Annotated in this window: 22 protein-coding genes; 4 read left to right on the top strand and 18 right to left on the bottom strand. The window is 74.0% G+C overall.

Features of this window, described 5'->3' with window-relative positions:
• The first annotated feature begins 3 nt into the window (after window positions 1–3).
• On the top strand, window positions 4–1,317 hold the full coding sequence (locus BUE41_RS00415; RefSeq protein ID WP_073454801.1) for an MFS transporter: 1,314 nt from the start codon (window positions 4–6) through the stop codon (window positions 1,315–1,317).
• Window positions 1,318–1,638: 321 nt separating this feature from the next.
• A complete protein-coding gene (locus BUE41_RS00410; protein WP_073454800.1) occupies window positions 1,639–1,983 on the top strand; it encodes an RNA polymerase-binding protein RbpA in 345 nt (114 codons plus the stop codon).
• Window positions 1,984–2,124: 141 nt separating this feature from the next.
• Here BUE41_RS00410 and BUE41_RS00405 read toward each other — a convergent pair whose 3' ends face one another.
• The 5 genes from BUE41_RS00405 to BUE41_RS00385 form a co-directional block, all read right to left on the bottom strand.
• Window positions 2,125–2,631 (bottom strand): phosphoribosyltransferase, encoded by a 507-nt coding sequence (locus BUE41_RS00405; protein ID WP_073454799.1) that lies wholly within the window; start codon window positions 2,629–2,631, stop codon window positions 2,125–2,127.
• Window positions 2,628–3,386: a polyprenol monophosphomannose synthase gene (locus tag BUE41_RS00400; RefSeq protein ID WP_073454798.1), complete on the bottom strand. Its 759-nt coding sequence runs from the start codon at window positions 3,384–3,386 to the stop codon at window positions 2,628–2,630. Before BUE41_RS00400 ends, BUE41_RS00405 begins: the two co-directional genes overlap by 4 nt.
• Window positions 3,383–5,029, bottom strand: a complete 1,647-nt coding sequence (gene lnt / locus BUE41_RS00395) for an apolipoprotein N-acyltransferase (RefSeq protein ID WP_073454797.1) — start codon at window positions 5,027–5,029, stop codon at window positions 3,383–3,385. Before lnt ends, BUE41_RS00400 begins: the two co-directional genes overlap by 4 nt.
• A 10-nt stretch (window positions 5,030–5,039) precedes the next feature.
• Window positions 5,040–5,885: a PIG-L deacetylase family protein gene (locus BUE41_RS00390; protein WP_073454796.1), complete on the bottom strand. Its 846-nt coding sequence runs from the start codon at window positions 5,883–5,885 to the stop codon at window positions 5,040–5,042.
• 182 nt (window positions 5,886–6,067) lie between these two features.
• Window positions 6,068–6,265, bottom strand: coding sequence for a PspC domain-containing protein (locus tag BUE41_RS00385; protein ID WP_073454795.1), 198 nt, complete (start codon window positions 6,263–6,265; stop codon window positions 6,068–6,070).
• A 245-nt stretch (window positions 6,266–6,510) separates the two neighbouring features.
• Between BUE41_RS00385 and BUE41_RS00380 the strand changes: the two genes are divergently transcribed.
• Window positions 6,511–7,569: a GDSL-type esterase/lipase family protein gene (locus BUE41_RS00380; protein ID WP_073454794.1), complete on the top strand. Its 1,059-nt coding sequence runs from the start codon at window positions 6,511–6,513 to the stop codon at window positions 7,567–7,569.
• A 249-nt stretch (window positions 7,570–7,818) separates the two neighbouring features.
• Here the strand turns inward: BUE41_RS00380 and BUE41_RS00375 are convergent, their stop codons facing one another.
• Window positions 7,819–8,958, bottom strand: coding sequence for a M24 family metallopeptidase (locus tag BUE41_RS00375; protein WP_073454793.1), 1,140 nt, complete (start codon window positions 8,956–8,958; stop codon window positions 7,819–7,821).
• A 49-nt stretch (window positions 8,959–9,007) separates the two neighbouring features.
• Between BUE41_RS00375 and BUE41_RS00370 the strand changes: the two genes are divergently transcribed.
• The gene (locus BUE41_RS00370) at window positions 9,008–9,958 is read left to right on the top strand and encodes a 5'-3' exonuclease (protein ID WP_084754219.1); all 951 of its coding nucleotides are present in this window, start codon (window positions 9,008–9,010) and stop codon (window positions 9,956–9,958) included.
• Between the two features lie 6 nt (window positions 9,959–9,964).
• Here the strand turns inward: BUE41_RS00370 and BUE41_RS00365 are convergent, their stop codons facing one another.
• The 12 genes from BUE41_RS00365 to BUE41_RS00310 form a co-directional block, all read right to left on the bottom strand.
• On the bottom strand, window positions 9,965–11,173 hold the full coding sequence (locus BUE41_RS00365) for a GNAT family N-acetyltransferase (RefSeq protein WP_073454792.1): 1,209 nt from the start codon (window positions 11,171–11,173) through the stop codon (window positions 9,965–9,967).
• Window positions 11,174–11,201: 28 nt separating this feature from the next.
• Window positions 11,202–12,272, bottom strand: a complete 1,071-nt coding sequence (locus BUE41_RS32340; RefSeq protein WP_084754108.1) for a DUF4333 domain-containing protein — start codon at window positions 12,270–12,272, stop codon at window positions 11,202–11,204.
• Window positions 12,273–12,493: 221 nt separating this feature from the next.
• On the bottom strand, window positions 12,494–15,238 hold the full coding sequence (locus BUE41_RS00355; protein ID WP_143171891.1) for a DEAD/DEAH box helicase: 2,745 nt from the start codon (window positions 15,236–15,238) through the stop codon (window positions 12,494–12,496).
• A 48-nt stretch (window positions 15,239–15,286) separates the two neighbouring features.
• Window positions 15,287–16,477: a chorismate synthase gene (gene aroC / locus BUE41_RS00350; RefSeq protein ID WP_073455108.1), complete on the bottom strand. Its 1,191-nt coding sequence runs from the start codon at window positions 16,475–16,477 to the stop codon at window positions 15,287–15,289.
• Window positions 16,478–16,545: 68 nt separating this feature from the next.
• A complete protein-coding gene (locus tag BUE41_RS00345; protein WP_159444832.1) occupies window positions 16,546–17,226 on the bottom strand; it encodes a prepilin peptidase in 681 nt (226 codons plus the stop codon).
• A gap of 132 nt (window positions 17,227–17,358) precedes the next feature.
• Complete coding sequence (locus tag BUE41_RS00340) at window positions 17,359–18,102, bottom strand: urease accessory protein UreD (protein WP_073454789.1); 744 nt, start codon at window positions 18,100–18,102, stop codon at window positions 17,359–17,361.
• Between the two features lie 7 nt (window positions 18,103–18,109).
• Window positions 18,110–18,772: an urease accessory protein UreG gene (gene ureG / locus BUE41_RS00335; RefSeq protein ID WP_084754103.1), complete on the bottom strand. Its 663-nt coding sequence runs from the start codon at window positions 18,770–18,772 to the stop codon at window positions 18,110–18,112.
• Window positions 18,762–19,445, bottom strand: coding sequence for an urease accessory UreF family protein (locus BUE41_RS00330; protein ID WP_073454788.1), 684 nt, complete (start codon window positions 19,443–19,445; stop codon window positions 18,762–18,764). Before BUE41_RS00330 ends, ureG begins: the two co-directional genes overlap by 11 nt.
• A 28-nt stretch (window positions 19,446–19,473) precedes the next feature.
• Window positions 19,474–19,758, bottom strand: coding sequence for a hypothetical protein (locus BUE41_RS00325; RefSeq protein WP_073454787.1), 285 nt, complete (start codon window positions 19,756–19,758; stop codon window positions 19,474–19,476).
• A gap of 120 nt (window positions 19,759–19,878) precedes the next feature.
• Window positions 19,879–21,609 (bottom strand): urease subunit alpha, encoded by a 1,731-nt coding sequence (locus tag BUE41_RS00320; protein WP_073454786.1) that lies wholly within the window; start codon window positions 21,607–21,609, stop codon window positions 19,879–19,881.
• Window positions 21,606–21,890, bottom strand: coding sequence for an urease subunit beta (locus BUE41_RS00315; RefSeq protein WP_073454785.1), 285 nt, complete (start codon window positions 21,888–21,890; stop codon window positions 21,606–21,608). The genes BUE41_RS00320 and BUE41_RS00315 overlap by 4 nt, the downstream gene beginning before the upstream one ends.
• Window positions 21,890–22,192, bottom strand: a complete 303-nt coding sequence (locus BUE41_RS00310) for an urease subunit gamma (RefSeq protein ID WP_073454784.1) — start codon at window positions 22,190–22,192, stop codon at window positions 21,890–21,892. The genes BUE41_RS00315 and BUE41_RS00310 overlap by 1 nt, the downstream gene beginning before the upstream one ends.
• Window positions 22,193–22,255: the final 63 nt, after the last annotated feature.

Below are 22,255 nucleotides of genomic sequence, written 5' to 3'. Positions count from 1 at the left end.
CGCATGACCGCAGCCGCGCCTCCCGCGCAGCCCGCGACCCGCGGGCAGGTGATCGCCTGGGGCTTCTGGGACTGGGGCTCCGCGGCGTTCAACACCGTCATCCTCACGTTCGTCTTCTCCGTGTACCTGACCCGGGCGGTCGGGGACGGAGAACCGAGCGCCAGCGCCGCGCTGGGCTGGGCGGTCGGCATCGCCGGCGTCGCCCTCGCGATCGCGGCGCCGGTGATCGCGGCCCGCGCCGACTCCGCGGGCCGGCGCAAGCGCGCCACCGGCGTCTGGACAGCGATCACGATCGTCACGATGGCGCTGCTGGTGTTCGTCCGCGACGACGAGCAGTACCTCGCTCTGGGGCTGATCCTGCTCGCGCTGGGCTCGGTGTTCTGGGAGCTCGCGTCGGTGTCGTACAACGCGATGCTCTGCCAGGTCTCCACGCCCGCGACGATGGGCCGCGTCTCCGGCTTCGGCTGGGGAATGGGCTACCTCGGCGGCATCGTGCTGCTGCTCGGCCTCTACATCGGGTTCATCAGCACCAACGACGACGGCACCGCCGGTGTGTTCCACATCGCCACCGCCGACGGTTGGAACATCCGGCTCGTCGCGCTGATCGCCGCGGGCTGGTTCCTCGTGTCGGCGCTGCCGATGTTCATCTCCGTGCCGGAGATCCCGCCGGACCCGAACCGGCCGGCCCGCATCGGCATCGTCGCCTCGTACAAGCGGCTCGTGGAGGACGTGCGCGCGGTGCACCGCCGCGATCCGCACGCGCTGTGGTTCCTGCTGTCCAGCGCGGTCTACCGGGACGGCCTCGCCGGGGTGTTCACCTTCGGTGTGGTGCTCGCGGTCGCCGTGTTCGGCATCCCGGAAGACGACGTGCTCCTCTTCGGGGTGGTGGCGAACGTCGTGTCCGCGATCGGGGCGTTCGCCGGCGGCGTGGTCGAGGACCGCGTCGGCCCGAAGCCGGTCATCGTGGGATCGCTGCTCGGGCTGATCGGCGTCGGCGTCGTGCTGCTGTTCCTGTCCGGCCCGACCGTGTTCTGGGTGCTCGGCCTGTTCCTGTCGCTGTTCGTCGGCCCGGCCCAGTCGTCGTCGCGGACGTTCCTCGCCCGCATCGCGCCGCGCGGGCAGGAGGGCCAGTTCTTCGGGCTCTACGCGACCACCGGCCGGGCGGCGTCGTTCCTCGCCCCGAGCATGTTCGCGCTGTTCGTCACGCTGTTCGACGCGGAGCGAGCCGGCATCGCCGGGATCGTCCTGGTGCTGCTCGCGGGATTGCTCACGTTCCTGCCCGTGCGCTCCCCCGACCGGTCGCCCGCCCGCAGCTGAGTGGAACCCGCCGGCTCGGGCGCAGCGGTGATACGACGTGCCCGAGCCGGGTGTAAATCGCGGAGAACACCAGGTTAAGAGCACGTCGCAGGCCCGTGACATAGGTCACAAGTGGCTGACACGTCACATCCGCGTGTGTAACCGGGCCTGATGGTGGACACTCATCCCCCGGGACGGCAAACGTCCGGTGCACGTCGCCTGACGGCACCTGGGCACGACCGTTCGCGACAGGTCGGGAATGTACGTCGTAGGGATAGACGTTACACCCGACGGTGATGGCCGGGGGAGGCTCCCTCGGCATCGAGAACGGGAGGGTGACGCATGGCCGACCGCGTGCTCCGTGGCAGCCGGCTAGGGGCCGTCAGCTACGAGACGGACCGCAACCACGATCTCGCGCCGCGGAAGACCATTCGCTACGAGTGCCCGCGCGGGCACGAGTTCGAGGTGCCCTTCGCAGACGACGCTGAGGCCCCGACCACCTGGGAGTGCCGCCTGCACGGCAGCATCTCCCGGCTGGTGGACGGTGGCGAGCCGGAGCAGAAGAAGGTCAAGCCCGCGCGCACGCACTGGGACATGCTTCTCGAGCGCCGCACGATCCCCGAGCTCGAGGCGCTCCTCGCCGAGCGGCTCGAGATGCTGGCGGAGAAGCGACGCGAGATCGCCTGAGCGCAGATCGTTCAGCGCTCGTCATCAGCGCAGATCGATCGGCGCCATACGCAACCTGCGGAGGGCCGGGACGGATCACCGCGATCCGCCCGGCCCTCAGGCTGTCCGGCACTGCCTCCCGGCACTGATTCCGGGCGTCGATCAGGCGTCGAGGACCTGGCCCCTGCGCCGCACCACCGGCGGCAGCGTCGACCACGGGAAGTTGATCCACCGGTCGGTGCGCCGCCACACGTACTCGCACCGCACCGACGAGTGCGGCTTCTCGTACACCACTGCGCAGCGGACGTCGGCCACGTGCCCGGCGCAGAAGTCGCGCACCAGCTTCAGCGTGGCCCCGGTGTCGGCGACGTCGTCGGCGATCAGTACGCGTGCGCCGGAGAGGTCCACGACGCTCGGCACCGGCGGCAGCATGATCGGCACGGGCAGGCGCTCGTCGACGCCGGTGTAGAACTCGACGTTGGCCACGTGCAGGTTCTTGACGTCGAGCGCGTAGCCGAGCGCCCCGGCCACGAACAGCCCGCCCCGCGCGATCGACAGGATGATGTCGGGTTCGTATCCGTCTGCGGCGACCTGCTGGGCCAGCTCCCGCGACGCGGCGCCGAACGCCTCCCAGCTCAGCTCCTCGCGCTCGTCCGCCGGCTCGCTCATGTCCGCACACCTCGGCGCGCTCGACGCCGGTTGAGCAGCCGCTCGGCGCCCCAGGCAGCGACCCGCCAGAACGCCTCGACCATGACGGCGCGGTCCATCTTCGACGTGCCGTGCTCCCGCTCGGTGAACGTGATCGGGACCTCGGCCACCCGGAACCCGGCCTGCACGGCCCGCCACGCCATGTCGATCTGGAAGCAGTAGCCCTGCGACTGCACCGCACTCAAGTCGAGCTCCTCGAGCACCTGCCGGCGGAATGCGCGGAAGCCCGCGGTGATGTCGCGGATCGGCACGCCCAGCGCGACGCGCGCGTACAGGTTCGCACCCTTCGACAGCGCGTAGCGGTGGGCGGGCCAGTTGCGCACCCGCCCGCCCGGCACGTAGCGGGAACCGAGGACGAGATCGGCGTCCTTCAGGGCGGCGAGCAGCCTCGGCAGGTCTTCGGGGGCGTGCGAGCCGTCGGCGTCCATCTCCACGATGGCGCCGTAGTCACCGTCGAGGGCGCGGGCGAACCCGGCCAGGTAGGCGGCACCCAGGCCGTTCTTGGCTGTGCGGTGCAGCACGTGCACGCGCGGGTCGGCCGCCGCCAGCTCGTCGGCGATCGCGCCGGTGCCGTCCGGGCTGCCGTCGTCGACGATCAGCACGTTCACGTCCGGCACGGCCGTGAGCAGCCGATCGACGATGGGCCGGATGTTGTCGCGCTCGTTGTAGGTCGGGATCACCACCAGCACCGGCCCCGGCGCGTCAGCCCCTGTCATTCCGCCCCTGTCTTCCCGTTCCCGGCAGTGCCGGCGTCTCCCTCGCCGGGTGCGGTTCGCCGCGCCCGACCCGTCCACAGCGCGGCCCCGACCGCCAGCACACCGAGTGCGGCCAGCGTCCACTCGGGAACGCCGCGCAACCGGGACGCCAGCGTAGTGGTGTCGCGCAGGACGGTCTCATGCACCAGGTACCCGGCCTCGAACTGACCGGTCGCCTGAGTGACCGTGCCGTCGGGGTCGATCGTCGCGCTGACCCCGCTCGTGGTCGCGATGATCGAGGTGCGGTCATGCTCGACCGAGCGCACCTGCGAGATCGCCAGCTGCTGGTAGGTCATCTCCGACAAACCGAACGTGGCGTTGTTGCTGGGCACGGCGAAGACCTGCGCGCCGGCGTCGATCTCGTCCTGCACCGCGTCGTCGAACGCAACCTCCCAGCAGATCGCGACGCCGACCGCGATCCCGGCCATCGTGACCCGCCCGGTCCCGGTGCCGGGCACGAAGTAGCCCGCGCGGTCCACGTACGGGGAGAACAGCCGGAAGAACTCCCGCCACGGCATGTACTCACCGAACGGCTGGATGCGCCGCTTGTCGTTGCGCTCGACGACCCCGACGCCGGCCTCCCAGACCAGCGCGGAGTTGGAGGTGGTCACGCCATCGGGGTTGCGCAGCACCGCGCCGACGAGGATCGGCACCCCGATCGCCCGGGCCGCACGGTCGATCTGCGCGGCAGCGTCGGCGTTGAGCAGCGGATCGATGTCGCTGGAGTTCTCCGGCCAGATCACGATGTCCGGCTCGGGGACCTTGCCCGCGGCGACGTCGGCGGCGAGGGCCTCGGTCTGCCGGACGTGGTTGTCGAGCACGGCGCGGCGCTGGGCGTTGAAGTCCAGGCCCAGCCGAGGGACGTTGCCCTGGATCGCGGCGATCGTCACCGTGGGACCCACGGGCCCGGTGGGCGGCACCAGACCCGCGAGCGGGCCGGACGCCACCGCCGCGGCCGTCAGCAGCGCCGGACCGCCCAGCGACCGGGGCTGCCGCTGTCCCGCCAGCGCCCGGCGCACCAGCTCACCGAGCGCGAGTCCGGCCAGCACCGTGATGAACGACAGCAGCGGCTCCCCACCGATCGCGGCGAGCGGGACCAGCGGTCCGTCGGGCTGGCTGAACCCGACCCGCCCCCACGGCATGCCGCCGAACGGGACCCGGCTGCGCACCGCCTCCCCCGCGATCCAGACACACGCCATGAGCACGACCGGCGTGAACCGCACCCGGGCGACCAGTGCCATCCCGACGGCGGCGACGGCCATGAACAGCGACTCGAACACGGCGAGCGCGATCCACGGCAGCGTCTGGACGAGCGTCGACACCCAGTGCAGCAACGGGACGAAGACGCCCATCGAGAACAGGAAGCCGTAGCCGAACGCGGCACGGGGCCGGCGGCCGTCGAGCACCAGCCGCAGCAGAGCGAACGCCGGGATGGCGAGGAACCAGGTCGGGCGGGGCGGGAAGGCCAGGTAGAGCAGCACGCCACCGCCGGTCGCGGCGACGATCCGCAGCAGCGCGGTAACCACCGACCGGGCCCGCGCCGGCACCGCGGGCGGCTTCGCAGCGGGATCGGGAACGCGCGGCTGCGCGGTCGGGACGGCCACGCAGCAGAGCCTACGGGGCCGGTGTCACGGCCTTGTGATCTGCGCCGTGATCTGCCCTGTGATCCGCCCTGTGACCCGTGAGTGCGGCGAGCACCTCGAGCGGGCCGGGTTCCCCGCCGGTACGGCGGAACCACTCCTGGCCGTAGGCCGCGGCGAAGCCGTCCTCCGGCAGGTCGGACTCGGCGACCTGGCTCTCGTGGGCGAGGATCGCGGCCCGCTTCACGGCGAGGTCCTCGGCGGTCCCGGTGACCGAGAGCGAGATCTCCTCGGCGCGGCGCCCGTAGCGCACCCCCGCCGCGCCCGCGGCGCCGTGCACCAGGTGACCCGCTGGGGTGCGGGAGTCGAGCGCATCCCGGTCGACGGTGGTGCGGTAGGCGGGCAGCCCGGCCAGGTCCGCGGCCGCGGCGCCGATGCGGTGGGTGGCGGCGTGGTCGGGGTGGCCGTAGATGCCGTCCTCGTCGTCGTGGATGAGGGCGGTCGCGCCCTCGGCATCGGCCAGCTCGGCGAGCGCGCGAGCCAGCGGCAGCACCGGCGCGGCGGCCAGCGCGCGGGCGTGCCTGGTGCTCTCCCAACCAGGCAGGCCCGAGTCGCGGTGGCCCAGCAGCACCAGCCGGTCAACACCGAGCAGCTCGGCCGCGCGCTCCAGCTCGGCGGTGCGCCGCTGCGGGACGGTCTCCCCCGGGCGCAGCGGGACGCGGGACTCACCGAGGTCACCGGAGGTGGCGACCACCAGCACGGTGCGGGCCCCGGCCGCGGCCAGCCGCCGCAGCGTGATGCCGGTGAAGATCGCCTCGTCGTCGGGGTGGGCGTGCAGGGCGACGACGGTGTGGCCGGCGAGGGTGGAAGAGGATGCCATGGAGAGTCGCAGACGTACGGGCCACCGGCGCGAAGCGGTGGCGGAGCGGTCGAGGGCGGGTCAGCTGCGGCAGCAGCGACAACACGCCGGACAGCAGTGGGCCATGGCACCCACGAAGCCGTCCCGACCGGTCACGCGGGCCAGTATGGCACAGGCCGGTCCCCCGGCCCGTGCCGACTGGCTCACACCGCGCGTTTGGGCATGAGCACCCAGAGGATCAGGTAGAGCACGAACTGCGGGCCCGGCAGGAGGCAGGACAGCAGGAACAGCACGCGGACCAGGCCGCGGCTCAATCCGAAGTAGTCCGCGAGACCTGCGCAGACGCCCGCGATGACGGTGCCCTCCCTGGGGCGGCTCAACGAACGGACGGGTGCGGACATGCCGGCTCCTTCGGTCGTCGATCAGAGCACTCGATCTCGGTGCTCACATCCACTGCTCACCGTCCACTCTGCCTCCGCGGTGGCCGCTGCGGGGTGGGGGATGCCCCTGATGTGCCCCTGAGAGCACCCCGGACCTGCGGTGCGTGATCACGAGTGGCCGACGATCGGGTGACGATCGGCCGCAGCCGGTCGAACTCGCCCGGACTCCTGGTGACGCACGTCCAGCGCTGCCTACGGTCACGCGCATGCGGTGGCGGGGACGAGCTGCGGTGATCGGTCTGCTCACGACGGTGCTGCTCGTCCCGGCAGCGGTCGCCGACCCCGGCGCGTCCGCGGCTCCGGCCGCCCGGCCACCGGCCGTCGTGGTGCTGGGCGACAGCGCGGCCGCGGGCGACGGCGCGGGCGACTACGAGCCCGGCACCCGAGGCGAGGACGGCAACTGGTGCCACCGCTCCCCGCACGCCTACGCCCACCGCACCGGCCTGCCCGGTACGTCGATCAACCTGGCCTGCTCCGGTGCCGACACCGGCGACGTCGCCTTCCCCGCGCCCGGGCACTACACCGAGCCGTCCCAGGCGCGGCGGCTGGCCGAGATCGCCCGGCAGTACCGGGTGCACACCGTCGTCCTGCAGGTCGGCGCCAACGACGAGGGCTCGCTGACCCAGATCGGCAAGGACTGCGTGCGGACGTTCATCGACCCCGTCCAGCCGGCGTGCCGGACCACGATCGGCCCGTACCTCGGCGAGCGCACCGCCGCGGCGGCGGCCGGGATCGAGCGGGCCGCCCGCGACGTGCGCGAGGCGATGCGCCGGGCCGGATACGGCACGACCGACTACGCGCTGGTGCTCACCTCGTACGCGCCGCCGGTGACCGGGAAGATGATCTCGGTGCCGATCGCGATCGGGTGCCCGTTCAGCCGGCCCGACGCCGAGTGGGGCCACGACGTGCTCTTCCCCGCTTTCAGCGACGCCGTGCGGGGCGTGGCGCAGCGGGTCGGCGCCCAGTTCCTCGGCCTCGATCTCGCCACCGACGGCCACGAGGCGTGCACCAGCACCGACCCCGCGGCGGAGTGGCACCGGCGCATCACCGTCGACCCGCACGCCTTCGTCCACGGCGGGCTGGACGCGTTCGGCTGGCACCTCGCGCAGGAGTCGTTCCACCCCACCGCGGCCGCGCACGAACGCATCGGTGCGTGCGTGGGCGAGATCGTGCGGGCGGGCGTCGCCGCCGCGGAGTGCGTCACCGGGGCCGACGGCGTGACCCGGCTGGTCACGGCGGGCACCGAGCGGCCGGCCGCGGCCTGACCGGACCGCCGGCGAGCCGCCCCGCACGGGTGCGCGAGTTGCCCCCACGAGGTCGGCGAGTTGCCCCCACGAGGTCGGCGAGTTGTCCCTCCGGGTCGGGCGAGTTGCCCGCAGCAGGTCGGCGCGTTGCCCCGTTCAGCACGGTGAGTTCACCGGCTGGGTCCTCAACGGAGAACTCGCGCACTCGTGCGGGGCAACTCGCGCACCTCAGCGGGGCAACTCGCGCACCCGTGCGGGGCAACTCGCTGCTCAGAGCACGACGAGGTCGCGGGGGCGGTTGTTGAGGCGCTCGGCGCCGTCGGCGGTCACGACGACGATGTCCTCGATGCGGGCGCCCCAGTCGCCCTCGAAGTAGACCCCGGGCTCGATGCTGAACGCCATGCCCGGTTCGAGCGCGATGCCGTTGCCGGCCACGATGTTCGGCTGCTCATGGACGTCGAGGCCGATGCCGTGGCCGGTGCGGTGCAGGAACTTCTCCCCCAACCCGGCCTCGGTCAGCACGCCGCGGGCGACCGCGTCGATCTCCTCGGCGGTGACACCCGGGCGCACCGCCGCGACGGCCCGCTCCTGAGCCTCCTGCAGCACGGCGTACGCCTCGGCGACCCGTCCCGACGGCGCCCGGCCCACCGCGTAGGTGCGGGTGCAGTCGGAGTTGTAGCCGCTGGGCAGCGGCCCGCCGATGTCGATCACGACGACGTCGCCGGTCTCGACGACGCGCTCCCCCGCCTCGTGGTGCGGGCTCGCCCCGTTCGGCCCGGAGCCGACGATGACGAACGCCGCCTCCGCGTGCCCCTCCTCGACGATCGCGGCCGCGATGTCGGCAGCGATCTGGTTCTCGGTGCGGCCCGGTTCGAGGAACTCGCCGATCCGGGCGTGCACGCGGTCGATGGCCGCCCCGGCCGCGCGCAGCTGCGCGACCTCGTCGGTGTCCTTGCGCATGCGCAGCTCACGCAGCACCGGGCCGGCCAGGGTCAGCCGGGCGTCCGGCAGCGCGTCGCGCAGGCCGAGGACGTGGTCGGCGGTCATCGCGTCGGACACGCCGAGCACCTGCGGTCCGCCGGCCAGGTCGCTGACCAGCAGGTGTGGGTCCTCGCCGTCGGACCACGTGACCACCTCGACGCCGAGCTCCTCGAGCAGGGGCGTGTTCAGTCGCGCCGCCTCCAGGCGCGGCACCACCAGCGCCGGCGGGGCCCGGTGCCCGGACGCCGGGATGAGCAGGCACAGCAGCCGCTCGTGCGTGTCGGCGGAGCAGTCGATGAGGTACCGCAGGTCGGTGCCCGGGGTGACCGCGAGCAGGTCGACACCCTGATCCGCGGCGACCTCGCCGGCCCGGCGGATGCGGTCGGCGAGCAGCCCCGCGGCAGGAGCGGAGGGGACGGCCGGTGACATGCGGCCGAGGGTAATCCGGCAAGCTGCCCGTGTGACCCCGGCCCCACTGATGCTGCTCGACGCCGCCAGCATGTACTTCCGTGCGTTCTACGGCGTCCCGGAGTCGATCACCGCACCGGACGGCACCCCGGTCAACGCCGTGCGCGGCTTCACCGACATGGTCGCCCGGCTGATCAACGACCACCGCCCGGCCCGCCTCGTCGCCTGCCTCGACCTGGACTGGCGGCCGGCGTTCCGGGTGAACGCGCTGCCCACCTACAAGGCCCACCGGGTGCCCGGCGAGCCGGAGACCGCACCGCCCGGGGTGCCCGAGGAGGTGCCCGACGCGCTGGCGCCGCAGGTTCCGGTGCTGCTGCAGGTGCTGGCCGCCGCCGGCATCGCGACCGCCGGCGCGGAGGGCTACGAGGCCGACGACGTGATCGGCACGCTCGCGGCGCGCGAGCGCACCCACCCGGTGCTCGCGGTGAGCGGCGACCGGGACCTCATGCAGATCGTCACCGACGACGACCCCGGCGTGCGGTTGCTCTACGTCGGGCGCGGCCTGGCGAAGGCCGAGCTGCTCGGGCCGGCGGAAGTCGCGGAGAAGTACGGCGTGCCGCGGGCTCGGGCGGGCGAGGCGTACGCGGAGATGGCGATGCTGCGCGGAGACCCGTCCGACGGGCTGCCCGGCGTGCCCGGGATCGGCGCGAAGACCGCGGCCACCATCGTCGGGCGCTACGACACGTGGGCGAAGCTGCTCGCCGCTGTGTCCGATCCGAGCGACACCCGCATGTCCCCGAACGTGCGCACCAAGCTCGCAAAGGCCGCGGACTACCTCGCCGTCGTCGAGCCGGTGGTGCGGGTGGCGCGGGACGCCGACGTCGTCCTCGACCGCGATGACACCCTGCCCGTCGAGCCCGCCGACGGTGCGAAGCTGCTGGAGCTGGTCGAGCGCTGGGGCATCGGCGGCTCGGTGGAGCGGCTGCTGCAGGCACTGCAGAACGCCGCCAGATCGCGGTAGCCCGCGTCAGAAGAACGTGCCGCACCAGGGCATGACGGAGGTGGCGAACGCGCGATCGGCGCGCCGGCCGGCCGCGGGATCGCCCTGCCACCACCCGGTGGCGAGCAGCTCGGAGGGGCGTCGGTCGCCGAGGTAGGCCATCGCCAGGCCGGCGACCGTGCACGACAGGTCGGCCGTCTCCGATACCGGGCCGATCCGCTCGGCTGCGCCGTCCGCGATGCGGTACGTGCCGTCGTTGGCCGGCAGCAATCCGTCGTGCACGGCGATCGTGACCGGCTCGGCCGGCTCCCACGAGCGGGCGGCCAGCGCAGCCGGCACGTCGAGGATCCGCAGCCACGTCTCGTCGTCCACGGAGGAGACGGTGACGTCGCGAGGATCGTTCAGCAGCAGATCCAGCGGCTCGTCGAGCGGCCGCTGCGCTGCACGCACGGTGCCGGCCAGGTCGACGTCGAGCAGGAACCGCCACAGGTCGCAGAGCGCTGCCGCGTCGGTCGCGTGGAGATCGGACACCACGAGCGGGCGGGCGGTGAAGTCCGAGCCCTCGCCGAACGAGGCCACGCCGAACCCGTCGTCGCCGTGCGGGCCGCGGTGCACGAGCACGAGCAGGTGCCGGCCGGACCGCGCCGGTGCGACGAGGGTGCGGTCCCACCAGTCCAGGAACCGCGTGAGCCCACCGGGGCGGCGCAGCGCGATCTGCTCGTGCAGCGGCGCCAGCAGCTCGATCGCCCCCTCGGGTTCGACGAATCGCACCGGGCCGCTCGTCGGCGCATCGACCCGCAGCCCGCGTCCACCCCGCCGCCGCACCTCGACCGTGCGGAAACGGGTAGCGAGACCGTAGCCGAACCGGCCGTACAGCACCGCCTCGCTCGCGCGCAGCGAGGCGAGGACGTCACCGCGGCCGACCAGATCGGTCAGCTGTGCGTGCATCAGCGCGGTGAGCATGCCGCGGCGGGTGTGGTCGGCGCGGACCCCGACCCGCGACACCCCCGATGCCTGTACGACCCCACCGGGCACTGCGGCGCGGCAGCCGAACGACCACGCGGTGGCGACCAGTTCCCCGGCGGCGCGGATGCCGAGCGACCTCCCCGGCTCCCACGCGGCCTCAGCTCCGCTGATCCGGGCCTCGTCCGCGGCCGGGAGGCCGATGGCGCGGCCGAAGACGCGGATCGCCGCGCGGGTGTCCGCGCGCGACAGGACCTCGACGTCGTGGCTCACAGGACGGCTCGGCCCAGGATCGCTCTGCTCAAGATGATGACGGCCGGCCGACCTCGTAGGTGCCCTGGTCGTCCTTCACCGTGATCTCGATCCGGGACCGGTCACCGTCGATCGTCGCCTCGCAGACGAACGTGGTGCCGGCCTTCACCTCCCGGCCGGGCGGGCAGCTGACGCCGGTGACGTTCTGCAGGCCGTAGTCGGTCGTCAGCACGCGGGTGACGCCCTCCTGCACAGCCTTCTCGTCGAACACCTTCGGGAGAAGGAAGCCGGGCCAGACGAACAGCAGCACGGCCGCCACCCCGACCACCACCAGGGGCAGGACCACCGCACCGAGGATCAGCCCCAGCCTCGACTTCTTCTTCGGCGCCCCGGCGGCCGGTCCGCCCCCGAAGCCCGGCTGCTGCCCCCACTGCTGAGCACCCCACTGTTGACCGGGCTGGCCGGGCTGCGGTTGTTGCTGCAGCTGTTGCTGCGGCGGGGCGCCCCACTGGGCCTGGCCGGGCACCTGTGGTTGGACCGGCGCCTGCTGGCCGGCCGCCTGCTGGCCCCATCCGGGCGGCGCCGCCGGCGGCGCGTACGGGTTGGGCTGGCCGCCGTGCTGCTGCGCCCCCCCGCCGTACCCGGTCTGCGGAGCGCCCCACTGCTGCTGCGGCTGGCCCGGCTGGGGCGCACCCCACGCCGGGGGCTGCCCGCTCTGCGGTGCAGCTGGTTGGCCCCACTGCTGCGGCGGGGGGTACCCGGCCGGGGCGCCGGGAACCGGCTGGCTGGGCTGCTGGGGCTGGGCCCCGCTCTGTGCCGGGCCCTGTGCTGGATCCTGTGCCGGATTCTGGGGTGCGGCCTGCTTGGCGGCGGCGAGTTGCTGGCTCCACACGGCGGGGTCAACGCGCTGGGTACGGTCGGGATCGGCGTCGCCAGGCTGCGCAGCAGCCGCCGCAGGCGGCGGAAGGGACGACGGCGTGGCCGGCGAGGCGGCGGGGGCGGCGCCGGCCTGCTGACCCCAGCCCCCGGGCGGGGCTTGACCCCACGAAGCCTGCTCGGTCGGCTGCTCGGCGGCGTCGCCGGGCGTCGGGTTCGAGCCGGAGCCCTGGGGCGTACTCATCTCAGACCCTCTCATCACTCCCCGCCCGCGGCCGAGCGGTGTCGCGATCAAAGCACAGGCGCCGAGCGGCGGGCACCCCCTGGGCCCGATCGGCGTCACCGTTCTCCGCGGCTGCCGTCGTCAGCCTGCCGCCGGCCGATGGGGAGCCCTCCCGGGGCTCCGCAAGCCGGTGCTCCACCGATCATGTCAGCGTTCGGCGGGCCCGCACACCAGTCGGCTGGTCACTCGGTGCCGGCGGCGACCACACCGCGCCGGATCGCCTGCACCGCGGCCCGCGCGGTGCGCCCGATCGGGGTATCCCGACCAGCGACCCCGGCGACCTGGTCGAGCAGATCGACCACCTGTCGGCACCAGCGCACGAAGTCCCCGGCCGACAGTTCCGCGCCGTTCTGCTCGGCCGCCCGCAGCACCGCCGCCAATGACTCGCCGCGGGCCCAGCGGTGCACCGGCCAGGCGAACCCCAGGTCGGGCTCGCGGGTGCGGTCCACCTTGTGCCGCCGCTCGTCGGCCTCCAGTTCTGACCACAGCCGCAGTGTGGCCTGCAGGCCCTCCGCGATCGGGCCCTGCGGGACCCGCGGCAGCGGGCCGCCGTCCCGGCGCGACTCGTACACCAGCGACGACACCACCGCCGCCAGCTCAGCGGGGTTCAGCCCGGCCCACACGTCCTGGCGCAGGCACTCGGCGGTGAGCAGGTCGGACTCGCCCCACAGCCCGGCGAGCCTGCGGCCGTGCTCGGTGACGGTCTCGCCGTCGAGGTAACCGCGCTCGGTGAGCAGCGCACAGATCCGGTCGAACGCCCTGGCCAGCGAGTGCGTGGTGGCCTGCACCTTCTGGCGCAGCGCCTCGGTCTCCCTGGCCAGCCGGTCGTACCGCTCGGCCCAGCGGGCGTGGGCCTCCCGGTCGGCGCAGCCGTGGCAGGGGTGCGCCCGCAGCGCCTTGCGCAGCTCCGCCAGCTCCTCGTCCTGCGCGGCCGGGCCGCGGTGGCGGCGGCGCGGCACAGGTGGCGCCTCGATGCCGGTGTTGCGCAGGCTCGACGCGAGATCGCGGCGCACCCGCGGCACCCGGTGATCGACCCGCTTCGGCAGCCGCATCCGCCCCAACGGCTCGACCGGCCCCGGGAAGTCGGCCGCGGTCAGCCGCCCGGCCCAGCGATCCTCGTTCACCACCAGCGGGCGCGGATCGTCGTCGCCGTCCAGCCCCGGGTCGAGCACCACCGCGAGTCCCGACCGGCGGCCCGCCGGCACCGCGATCACGTCGCCCGGCTTGAGCCTGCGCAGCGACGCCGCCGCGGCCTCCCGCCGATCCGCCGTGCCCTTGCGGGACAGCTCCTTCTCCCGCCGCGACACCGCGCGGCGCAGCCGTGCGTACTCGGCGAAGTCGCCGAGGTGGCACTGCATCGACTCGCGGTACCCGGCGAGCGCCTCCTCGTTGCGCTCGATCCGCCGCGACACCCCGACCACCGAGCGGTCGGCCTGGAACTGGCCGAACGACTGCTCCAGCAGCGACCGCGCCGCCGCCGTGCCCATCCGGCCGACCAGGTTGACCGCCATGTTGTAGCCGGGCCGGAACGAGCTGCGCAGCGGGTAGGTGCGGGTGGAGGCCAGCCCGGCCACCTGCCGCGGGTCCATGCCCGGGTGCCAGATGACCACCGCGTGCCCCTCGACGTCGATGCCGCGACGGCCCGCACGCCCGGTGAGCTGCGTGAACTCGCCCGGGGTCAGCTCGGCGTGGCTCTCGCCGTTGTACTTGACCAGCTTCTCCAGCACGACCGTGCGCGCCGGCATGTTGATCCCGAGCGCCAGCGTCTCCGTGGCGAACACCGCCCGCACCAGACCGCGGACGAACAGATCCTCGACGGTCTCCTTGAACGCCGGCAGCAACCCCGCGTGGTGCGCGGCGATGCCGCGTTCGAGGGCCTCGCGCCACTCCCAGTAGCCCAGTACCTCGAGGTCGGCCGTAGGCAGGTCGGCGGTGTGCCGCTCGATCGTGCGGCGGATCTCGGCGACCTCCTCGTCGGTGGTCAGCCGCAGCCCCGCCCGCACGCACTGCCCCACCGCGGCGTCGCAACCGGCCCGGCTGAACACGAAGGTGATCGCCGGGAGCAACGCGTTGCGGTCGAGCCGGTCGATCACGGTGACCCGCGACGGCGGCCGGAACCGGGTCGCCGGACGCGCTCCGCCGCGCCCGCGGCCGCGGGACCCGCGGTCCCAGACCACGCTCTGCCGCTCCAGCTCGGCGGTGTGCCGGACCAGCTCGGGATCGACCTGCAGCTCGCCGCGCTCGTTCTCCCCGGCGAACAGGTCCATGAGCCGGTTGCCGACCATCATGTGCTGCCACAGCGGCACCGGGCGGTGCTCGTCGACCACCACGGTGGTGTCGCCGCGGACCGCCACCAGCCAATCGCCGAACTCCTCGGCGTTGCTGACCGTGGCCGACAGCCCTACGACGGCGACGTGCTCCGGCAGCTGCAGGATCACCTCCTCCCACACCGCACCCCGGAACCGGTCGGCGAGGTAGTGCACCTCGTCCATCACGACGTAGCCGAGGTGGTCGAGCCGGGTCCCGCCCGCGTAGATCATGTTGCGCAGGACCTCGGTGGTCATGACCACGACCTGCGCGTCACCGTTGATCGCGGTGTCGCCGGTGAGCAGCCCGACGGCCGACGCCCCGTGGCGCGCGACGAGATCGGCGTACTTCTGGTTCGACAGCGCCTTGATCGGCGTCGTGTAGAAGCACTTCAGGCCCTGGGCGAGCGCCAGGTGCACCGCGAACTCGCCCACGACGGTCTTGCCGGCGCCGGTGGGAGCGCAGACGAGCACGCCGTGGCCGTCTTCGAGAGCGGCACAGCCCTTGACCTGGAAGTCGTCGAGGTCGAAGGGGAGTCCGGCCGCGAACTCGGCGAGGTGGGGGCGAGCGGCGCGGTTCCGGGCGGCGGCGTACGCCTCCGCGGGACTCCTGGTGGGCACGGGTCCAGGTTTGCACACCCCGGCCGACCGGTCCCGGGCGGGAGCTGCTCAGGGGTTGAGCGGGAACCTCGCCTTGGTGGCCTCCAGGTACGACTGGACGTTGCGCCGGACCTCGGCGAGCGAGTCGCCGCCGAACTTCTCCGACGCGGCGTCGGCCAGCACCAGCGCCACCATCGCCTCGGCCACCACACCCGCTGCCGGCACCGCGCAGACGTCGGAGCGCTGGTGGATGGCCGGCGCAACCTCGCCGCTGGCGATGTCGACGGTGCGCAGCGCCTTCGGCACGGTCGAGATCGGCTTCATCGCCACCCGCACCCGCACGGGCTCGCCGTTGGTCATGCCGCCCTCGATGCCTCCTGCGCGGTTGGACAGCCGCCGCACCGGGTCACCGGGCACCATCTCGTCGTGCGCCGCGCTGCCGCGGCGGTGCGCGGTGCGGAAGCCGTCGCCGATCTCCACGCCCTTCATCGCCTGGATGCTCATCAGCGCACCCGCGAGGCGGGCGTCGAGCCGGCGGTCAGCCTGCACGTACGAGCCGAGCCCGACCGGGCAGCCGTAGGCGATCACCTCGACCACCCCGCCGAGGGTGTCGCCGTCGCGGTGGGCGGCGTCGACCTCGGCCACCATCGCGGCCGTGGCCTCCTCGCTGAAGGCGCGCACCGGGCTGGCGTCGATCCGCTCCAGGTCGCCGGGGCCGGGCAGCGGCCCGTCGGGGGCGTCCACCGAGCCGAGCGACACCACGTGCGAGACGATGCTGACGCCGAGCGCCTGCGCCAGGTACGCCTTGGCGACGGTGCCGAGCACGACCCGAGCGGCGGTCTCGCGGGCGCTGGCGCGCTCCAGGACCGGCCGGGCGTCGTCGAAGCCGTACTTGGTCATCCCGGCGAGATCGGCGTGGCCGGGCCGCGGCCGCGTCAGCGGTGCGTTGCGGGCCCGGTTGGCGATCAGCTCCGGATCCACCGGGTCGGCCGCCATGACCGTCTCCCACTTGGGCCACTCGGTGTTGCCGATGCGCACCGCGACCGGGCCGCCCTGGGTGACCCCGTGCCGGATCCCGCCGATGACCTCCAGCTCGTCGGCCTCGAACTTCATCCGGGCCCCGCGGCCGTAACCGAGCCGCCGGCGGGCGAGCTCCGCGGCCATCTCCTTGGTGGTGATCTCGACGCCGGCGACCATGCCCTCCAGCACGGCGACCAGCGCAGGACCGTGGGACTCCCCGGCGGTGATCCAGCGCAGCACGGACCGATTGTCGCACCAGCACCGCCGGTCGCCGGGCCCGGTGTCCAGCCCGGTCGGCGGCGCTCGGCTCACGGCGGCGCGCCGGCGGCGAACACCGTCGCCAGCGTGACGACGGTGGCGGCGAGCATCGACGGCCCGTGCGCGATCGCCGCCGGCCGCGGCCGGCGCCGCAACCGGGCCGCCACGACCACGGTCGCCGCCGCTCCTCCGGTGAACACGGCGGCCAGCCCGGCCGCGAGCAGCGGGGCCGGCCAGGCGGCCGCGGCGAGCACCGCGCCGAGCGGTGCCGCCAGCTTCACGTCGCCCGCCCCGAGCGCCCGCGGGGCCAGCAGGTGCCACGGCGCGTGCGCCGCAACGGTGAGCAGCGCCCCGGTGGCCGCGCGGAGCACCGCTTCTCCCCCGAGCGGCGCCACCAGCAGCAGCGCCGCCGGGAACGCCGGCAGGACGAGCGCGTCCGGCAGCCGCCGGTGGACGAGATCGGTGACCGAGGCGGCCACGACCAGCCACCAGAGCCCGACCAGCACCGCCACCCACGGCGGCGGTACGAGCCCGAGCGCCCATCCCGCACCGCACGCGGCCCAGCCGACCGCGACGGCGAGCTCGCACACCGGCGCGCGCACCCGCGCACCGCGGCGCAACCGCGCCAGCAGCAGCCGCGCGGCCGCGCCGGCGAGCACCCCGGCGGCACCGGGCGTGAGGACCGCGGCGACCAGCGGCGGACGGGTGAGGAGCGCGCTGAGTTGTTCCACGCCGTCGATCGTCGAGGCCGTGTCCGTCCGCGGCGAGCCCGACGGCGGATCTGTGGATGGACGCGGGCCGCTGGGGACAACCCGGACCGGCGAGCCTCGAACCGTCGCGGTCGTGTGGTAGAGATCCCGCCCCTACCGCGTCGCGGCGGGCACGGCGGCGTTCGTCAGTCCCACCAGCTGCTCGTGCAGCACCGCCGACACCGCCCCCGGATCCCCGACGGCCAGCAGGACCGCGCCGGGCCCGGCCAGCGGCGACCACGCCCACCGCACTCCGGGCAGCTCCCCCGCGCCGGAACCGCCGGCGCGGCCCACGACCAGCACGGACCCGACCGCGCGGGCCCCCGCCGACCCGCCTGGCCCGCTCAGCACCGGATCGGCCCCGTCGAGCTGCGTGACGTGCGTGAGCAGCGGCCTGCCCGCCCACGTCGCGACGAGCTCGCCCCGGTAGCGCCCGCCGCGCTGCCCGTGCCGGCCCAGCACCGCCGTCTCCACGACGACCGCGGAACCTCCGCGGGCCACGTCGATCCGCAGCCGGGAGTCCAGCTCGGCCCCGTCGGTGACGATCGACGGCTCGGGCGCCCAGTGCAGGCACCCCGCGACCGCGGCGGTCACGCTCCAGCGGGCGCAGCCGCCGTCCGCGCCCGGCTGCACCACCGTGGCGGCCGCGCTGCGCAGATCCAGCCGCGCCCCGGCACCCACGTCGAGGGTCAGCGACAGCTCGTCGCCGCCGAGCGGCCCGCCCGCACCCTGGACGAGGTGCACGCGGTCGTCCCCGGTGGGGCGCAGCAGGATCGGCCACGCCTGGCTCCACCGGATCCGCTGCCGCTCCCCGGGCAGCACCTGCACCGACGCGGCTGCGCTGACGCCGTAGCGCATACCGGGCTCAGCCCCGCCGCGCGGCGACCTGGGTGGCCACCCACTGGGCGACCGGCCCTGCGTCGGGCTGCTCCCGCAGCGACAGGAAGACCGTGGGGCGGCCCTCCCGGACGGCGTCGGCGTCGCGCCGCATCACCTCCAGGTCGGCCCCCACCAACGGCGCGAGGTCGATCTTGTTGACGACGAGCAGGTCGGACAGGGTGACGCCGGGGCCGCCCTTGCGCGGCACCTTGTCGCCGCCCGCGACGTCGAGCACGAAGATCTGCGCGTGCACGAGCCCGTAGCTGAAGGTGGCGGTGAGGTTGTCGCCGCCGCTCTCCACCAGCACCAGGTCGGGATCGTGCCGGGCCACCAGCTCCTCGACGGCGTCGAGGTTGGCGGTGATGTCGTCGCGGATGGCGGTGTGCGGGCAGCAGCCGGTGCGCACCGCGGCGATGCGCTCGTCCGGCAGGACGCCGTTGCGGCGCAGGAAGTCGGCGTCCTCGGTCGTGTAGATGTCGTTGGTCACGACCACGATCGAGAACCGGTCGCCGAGGGCTCGGCACAGGGCGGCGACCAGTGCGGTCTTGCCGCCGCCCACCGGTCCGCCGATGCCGATCCGCAGCGGACCGGCCGGCCCGGCGGCCAGCGGGGCGTGGTCGTGGACGGTCAGGGCGTGGTCACGATGCAAAGAGGGTCACCTCGGCAGATTCCTGGAGTTGAGCGAGGACGTCGTGCAGCGGGCTCCCGCCTGCGGGCAGGAGGGCGGGATCGCCCGCGGCGACGGCCGTGCGGGCGGCCGCGGCGGCCGATGCGGCGATCGGGCGTGCGGCCCGGGCCAGCTCGGCCGTGACGGCGGCGACGGCGAGCGGATCGAGCCCGAGCAGCCGCACCGCGGCCGTGGCCGCCCCACCGGTGAGGTGGTGCAGCGCGAGTGCGGCGGCGTCCTCCGCGGTCGCGGACGCCCCGGCCGCGGCGGCGCCGAGCACGATCGGATGGTGCGGCCGCACCAGTGCGTGCAGGGCGGTGATCGCGGGTCCCGGCCAGGCCCGGGCCACGGTCCGCAGTAGCGCGGCCCCCTGCCCGCGGGAGGCGGTCCGCAGCGCTGCCGACGGGGTGCGGGCGTCGACCGCGGCGTCCCACGGCGCCCACTCGGGCGCGCCGGTGCCCGCGAGCAGGCAGGCGGCTGCCGCGGCGGCGGCGATCGTCTCCCCGCCGGTGCGCAGCCGCCCGTGCAGGAACAGCGCGAGATCGGCCGAGGCGCGCAGCAGGCCGCGCGTCGCTAGCGCCTCGACACCGCCGGAGTGGCCGTGTCCCCCGGACGGGAGCCGGGCGTCGGCCAGCACCAGGAGCTCGGGGTTCACCGCCCCGGCTCCCGCCCTGCCCGCGGGCCTACAGGAGCAGGCCCGGCAGCACGGCCGCCGCGACGATCCCCAGGACGACCAGCACGGCGATCAGCGCGATCAGCGCGGCCGGCAGCCGGTTCCGCTCGGGCTCGGCGAGCGCAGCGGAGACCGGCGCCGCATCGGACGCTGCCGGGGCCACGGCCGCCGACGGGCCCGTCGGCGGGCCGTCCGAGACCACCCGCGGATCGGGGACCTCGGCCGGCACCTTCTCCGCCGTGATCACCGGGAGCGGGCCGGTCGGGACGTCGTTGCCGTAGTGCTGGACGATCATCACGGATCCTTCTGGGCAGGCCGAACCGATCCGGCCGAGCGTGACGCTGTGCGTCTGCTCGTTCGCGGCGGGTGATCCGTTCGTTACGCCTGCGGCGTGTCGGAGTGGCCGGGTCGGGCATCAGAACAGGAAGTACCGCTGGGCCATCGGCAGCTCGGCGGCCGGTGCCGCCTCCACCACCTCGCCGTCGACCCGGACCGTGAACGTGTCGGGCTCCACTTCGATCCGCGGCAGCGCGTCGTTGCGGGGCATGTCCGACTTCGTGAGCGAGCGGGTGTCGCGCACCGGCACCAGTCGCCGCCGCACCGCCAGCCGGGAGGCCAGCCCGTTCTCGATCGCTGCGGGCGCCACGAAGTGCACCGACGTGGCCGCCGCCGTGACCGGGGACGCGCCGAACATCGGCCGGGGCAGCACCGGCTGCGGGGTCGGGATGGACGCGTTCGCGTCGCCCATCGCCGCGTAGGAGATCACCCCGCCCTTGATGACGAGCGCGGGCCGGATCCCGAAGAACGCCGGCTGGTACAGGACGAGATCGGCGAGCTTGCCGACCTCGATCGAGCCGATCTCGCCGTCGAGGCCGTGCGCGATCGCCGGGCAGATCGTGTACTTGGCGACGTAGCGCTGGGCGCGGTGGTTGTCGGCGGGGCCGTCGCCGGGCAGCGCGCCCCACCGCCGCTTCCCGACGTGCGCGGTCTGCCACGTGCGCAGCGCGACCTCGCCGACGCGGCCCATGGCCTGGGAGTCGGAGCCGATCATCGAGATGGCGCCGATGTCGTGCAGCAGGTCCTCGGCGGCGATCGTCGACGGGCGGATGCGGCTCTCGGCGAACGCCAGGTCCTCGGGCACCGACGGCTTGAGGTGGTGGCAGACCATCAGCATGTCGAGGTGCTCGTCGACGGTGTTGACGGTGTGCGGCCGCGTCGGGTTCGTCGAGGACGGCAGGATGTTCGGCTCGCCGGCGACCGTGATGATGTCCGGCGCGTGCCCGCCGCCCGCGCCCTCGGTGTGGTACGCGTGGATGCTGCGCCCGTTGATCGCGGCGAGGGTGTCCGCGACGTAGCCGGCCTCGTTCAGCGTGTCGGTGTGGATCGCCACCTGCACGCCGGCCTCGTCGGCGATCCGCAGGCAGGCGTCGATCGCCGCCGGGGTGGAGCCCCAGTCCTCGTGCAGCTTGAACCCGGCGACGCCGGCCTCGACCTGCTCGCGCAGCGCCGCTTCGCCCACCGTGTTGCCCTTGCCGAGCAGCGCGATGTTGATCGGGTACTCGTCGAGTGACTCCAGCATCCGCGCGACGTACCAGGCGCCCGGCGTGACGGTGGTGGCCTTGGTGCCCTCCGCGGGCCCGGTGCCGCCGCCGATCCAGGTGGTGACGCCCGCGGCGAGCGCCTCGGGGATCTGCGTGGGCGAGATGAGGTGCACGTGGCAGTCGACGACGCCCGCGGTCATGATCAAGCCGTTGCCCGCGATGATCTCCGTGGAGGGGCCGATCACCAGGTCGGGATGCACCCCGTCCATCACGTCGGGGTTGCCGGCCTTGCCGAGAGCGACGATCCGGCCGTCGCGGACGCCGACGTCGGCCTTGATCACGCCCCAGTGGTCGAGCACGACGACGCCGGTGATGACCAGGTCCGGGGCACCCTCGGCGCGGGTGGCGCGCGACTGGCCCATCGACTCGCGGATCACCTTGCCGCCGCCGAAGACCACCTCGTCACCGCCCTGGGGCCCGCGGCAGCGGTCCTCGGTGATCTCGATGACCAGGTCGGTGTCGGCCAGCCGGATCCGGTCGCCGGTGGTCGGCCCGTACAGCTCGGCGTAGCGGGCCCGGTCGATCTCCCACCTCGGTGCGGTCATGGCAGCCTCAATCCCGGGACGACCTTGGCGCCGCCCAGCTCCACCAGCGCGACGGTCTTCTCCACGCCCGGCTCGAACCGCACTGCGGTGCCGGCGGGCACCGCGAGCCGGCGACCCTGGGCCGCGGCGCGGTCGAACCGCAGGGCCGGGTTGGCGGCGGCGAAGTGGTAGTGCGAGCCGACCTGGACGGGCCGGTCCCCGGTGTTGACGACGACGATCTCGATCCGCTCGCGCTCGATCCCGACGGGCTCGTCGGCGAGCAGGTACTCCCCCGGGACCATCACGCGATCGGCCGGTGGACGGTGACGAGCTTCGTGCCGTCGGGGAACGTCGCCTCGACCGCGACGGAGGTCAACATCTCCGGCACACCCTCCATCACGTCGTCGCGGGTGAGCACCTGCTGCCCGCCGGTCATCAGCTCCGCGACGGTGCGGCCGTCGCGCGCGCCCTCCAACACGTAGTCGGAGATGATCGCGACCGCTTCGGGGTAGTTGAGCCGCAGGCCACGGGCCCGACGTGCCCGTGCCACGTCCGCGGCGACGTGCAGCATCAGCCGCTCCTGCTCATGGGGCGACAACAGCAACTCGGGTCCTCCTCGGGGAACGGATGATCGCGACAGTAGCCGCGTCTCGTGACAGCGACGTAA

It is taken from the genome of Pseudonocardia thermophila, from assembly GCF_900142365.1.
GTDB lineage: Bacteria > Actinomycetota > Actinomycetes > Mycobacteriales > Pseudonocardiaceae > Pseudonocardia > Pseudonocardia thermophila.
This window is presented reverse-complemented; position numbering and strand designations above follow the sequence as displayed.

What these genes read in the sequence shown, in the direction of transcription:
- BUE41_RS00400 (WP_073454798.1), bottom strand. Translation starts at nt 3,386, where the DNA reads ATGACAGGGGCTGACGCGCCGGGGCCGGTGCTGGTGGTGATCCCGACC.
- BUE41_RS32340 (WP_084754108.1), bottom strand. Translation starts at nt 12,272, where the DNA reads ATGAGTACGCCCCAGGGCTCCGGCTCGAACCCGACGCCCGGCGACGCC.
- BUE41_RS00320 (WP_073454786.1), bottom strand. Translation starts at nt 21,609, where the DNA reads ATGACCGCACCGAGGTGGGAGATCGACCGGGCCCGCTACGCCGAGCTG.
- BUE41_RS00375 (WP_073454793.1), bottom strand. Translation starts at nt 8,958, where the DNA reads ATGTCACCGGCCGTCCCCTCCGCTCCTGCCGCGGGGCTGCTCGCCGAC.
- BUE41_RS00410 (WP_073454800.1), top strand. Translation starts at nt 1,639, where the DNA reads ATGGCCGACCGCGTGCTCCGTGGCAGCCGGCTAGGGGCCGTCAGCTAC.
- BUE41_RS00380 (WP_073454794.1), top strand. Translation starts at nt 6,511, where the DNA reads ATGCGGTGGCGGGGACGAGCTGCGGTGATCGGTCTGCTCACGACGGTG.
- BUE41_RS00370 (WP_084754219.1), top strand. Translation starts at nt 9,008, where the DNA reads ATGCTGCTCGACGCCGCCAGCATGTACTTCCGTGCGTTCTACGGCGTC.
- BUE41_RS00385 (WP_073454795.1), bottom strand. Translation starts at nt 6,265, where the DNA reads ATGTCCGCACCCGTCCGTTCGTTGAGCCGCCCCAGGGAGGGCACCGTC.
- BUE41_RS00415 (WP_073454801.1), top strand. Translation starts at nt 4, where the DNA reads ATGACCGCAGCCGCGCCTCCCGCGCAGCCCGCGACCCGCGGGCAGGTG.
- BUE41_RS00405 (WP_073454799.1), bottom strand. Translation starts at nt 2,631, where the DNA reads ATGAGCGAGCCGGCGGACGAGCGCGAGGAGCTGAGCTGGGAGGCGTTC.
- BUE41_RS00390 (WP_073454796.1), bottom strand. Translation starts at nt 5,885, where the DNA reads ATGGCATCCTCTTCCACCCTCGCCGGCCACACCGTCGTCGCCCTGCAC.
- BUE41_RS00340 (WP_073454789.1), bottom strand. Translation starts at nt 18,102, where the DNA reads ATGCGCTACGGCGTCAGCGCAGCCGCGTCGGTGCAGGTGCTGCCCGGG.
- BUE41_RS00325 (WP_073454787.1), bottom strand. Translation starts at nt 19,758, where the DNA reads ATGATCGTCCAGCACTACGGCAACGACGTCCCGACCGGCCCGCTCCCG.
- BUE41_RS00315 (WP_073454785.1), bottom strand. Translation starts at nt 21,890, where the DNA reads ATGGTCCCGGGGGAGTACCTGCTCGCCGACGAGCCCGTCGGGATCGAG.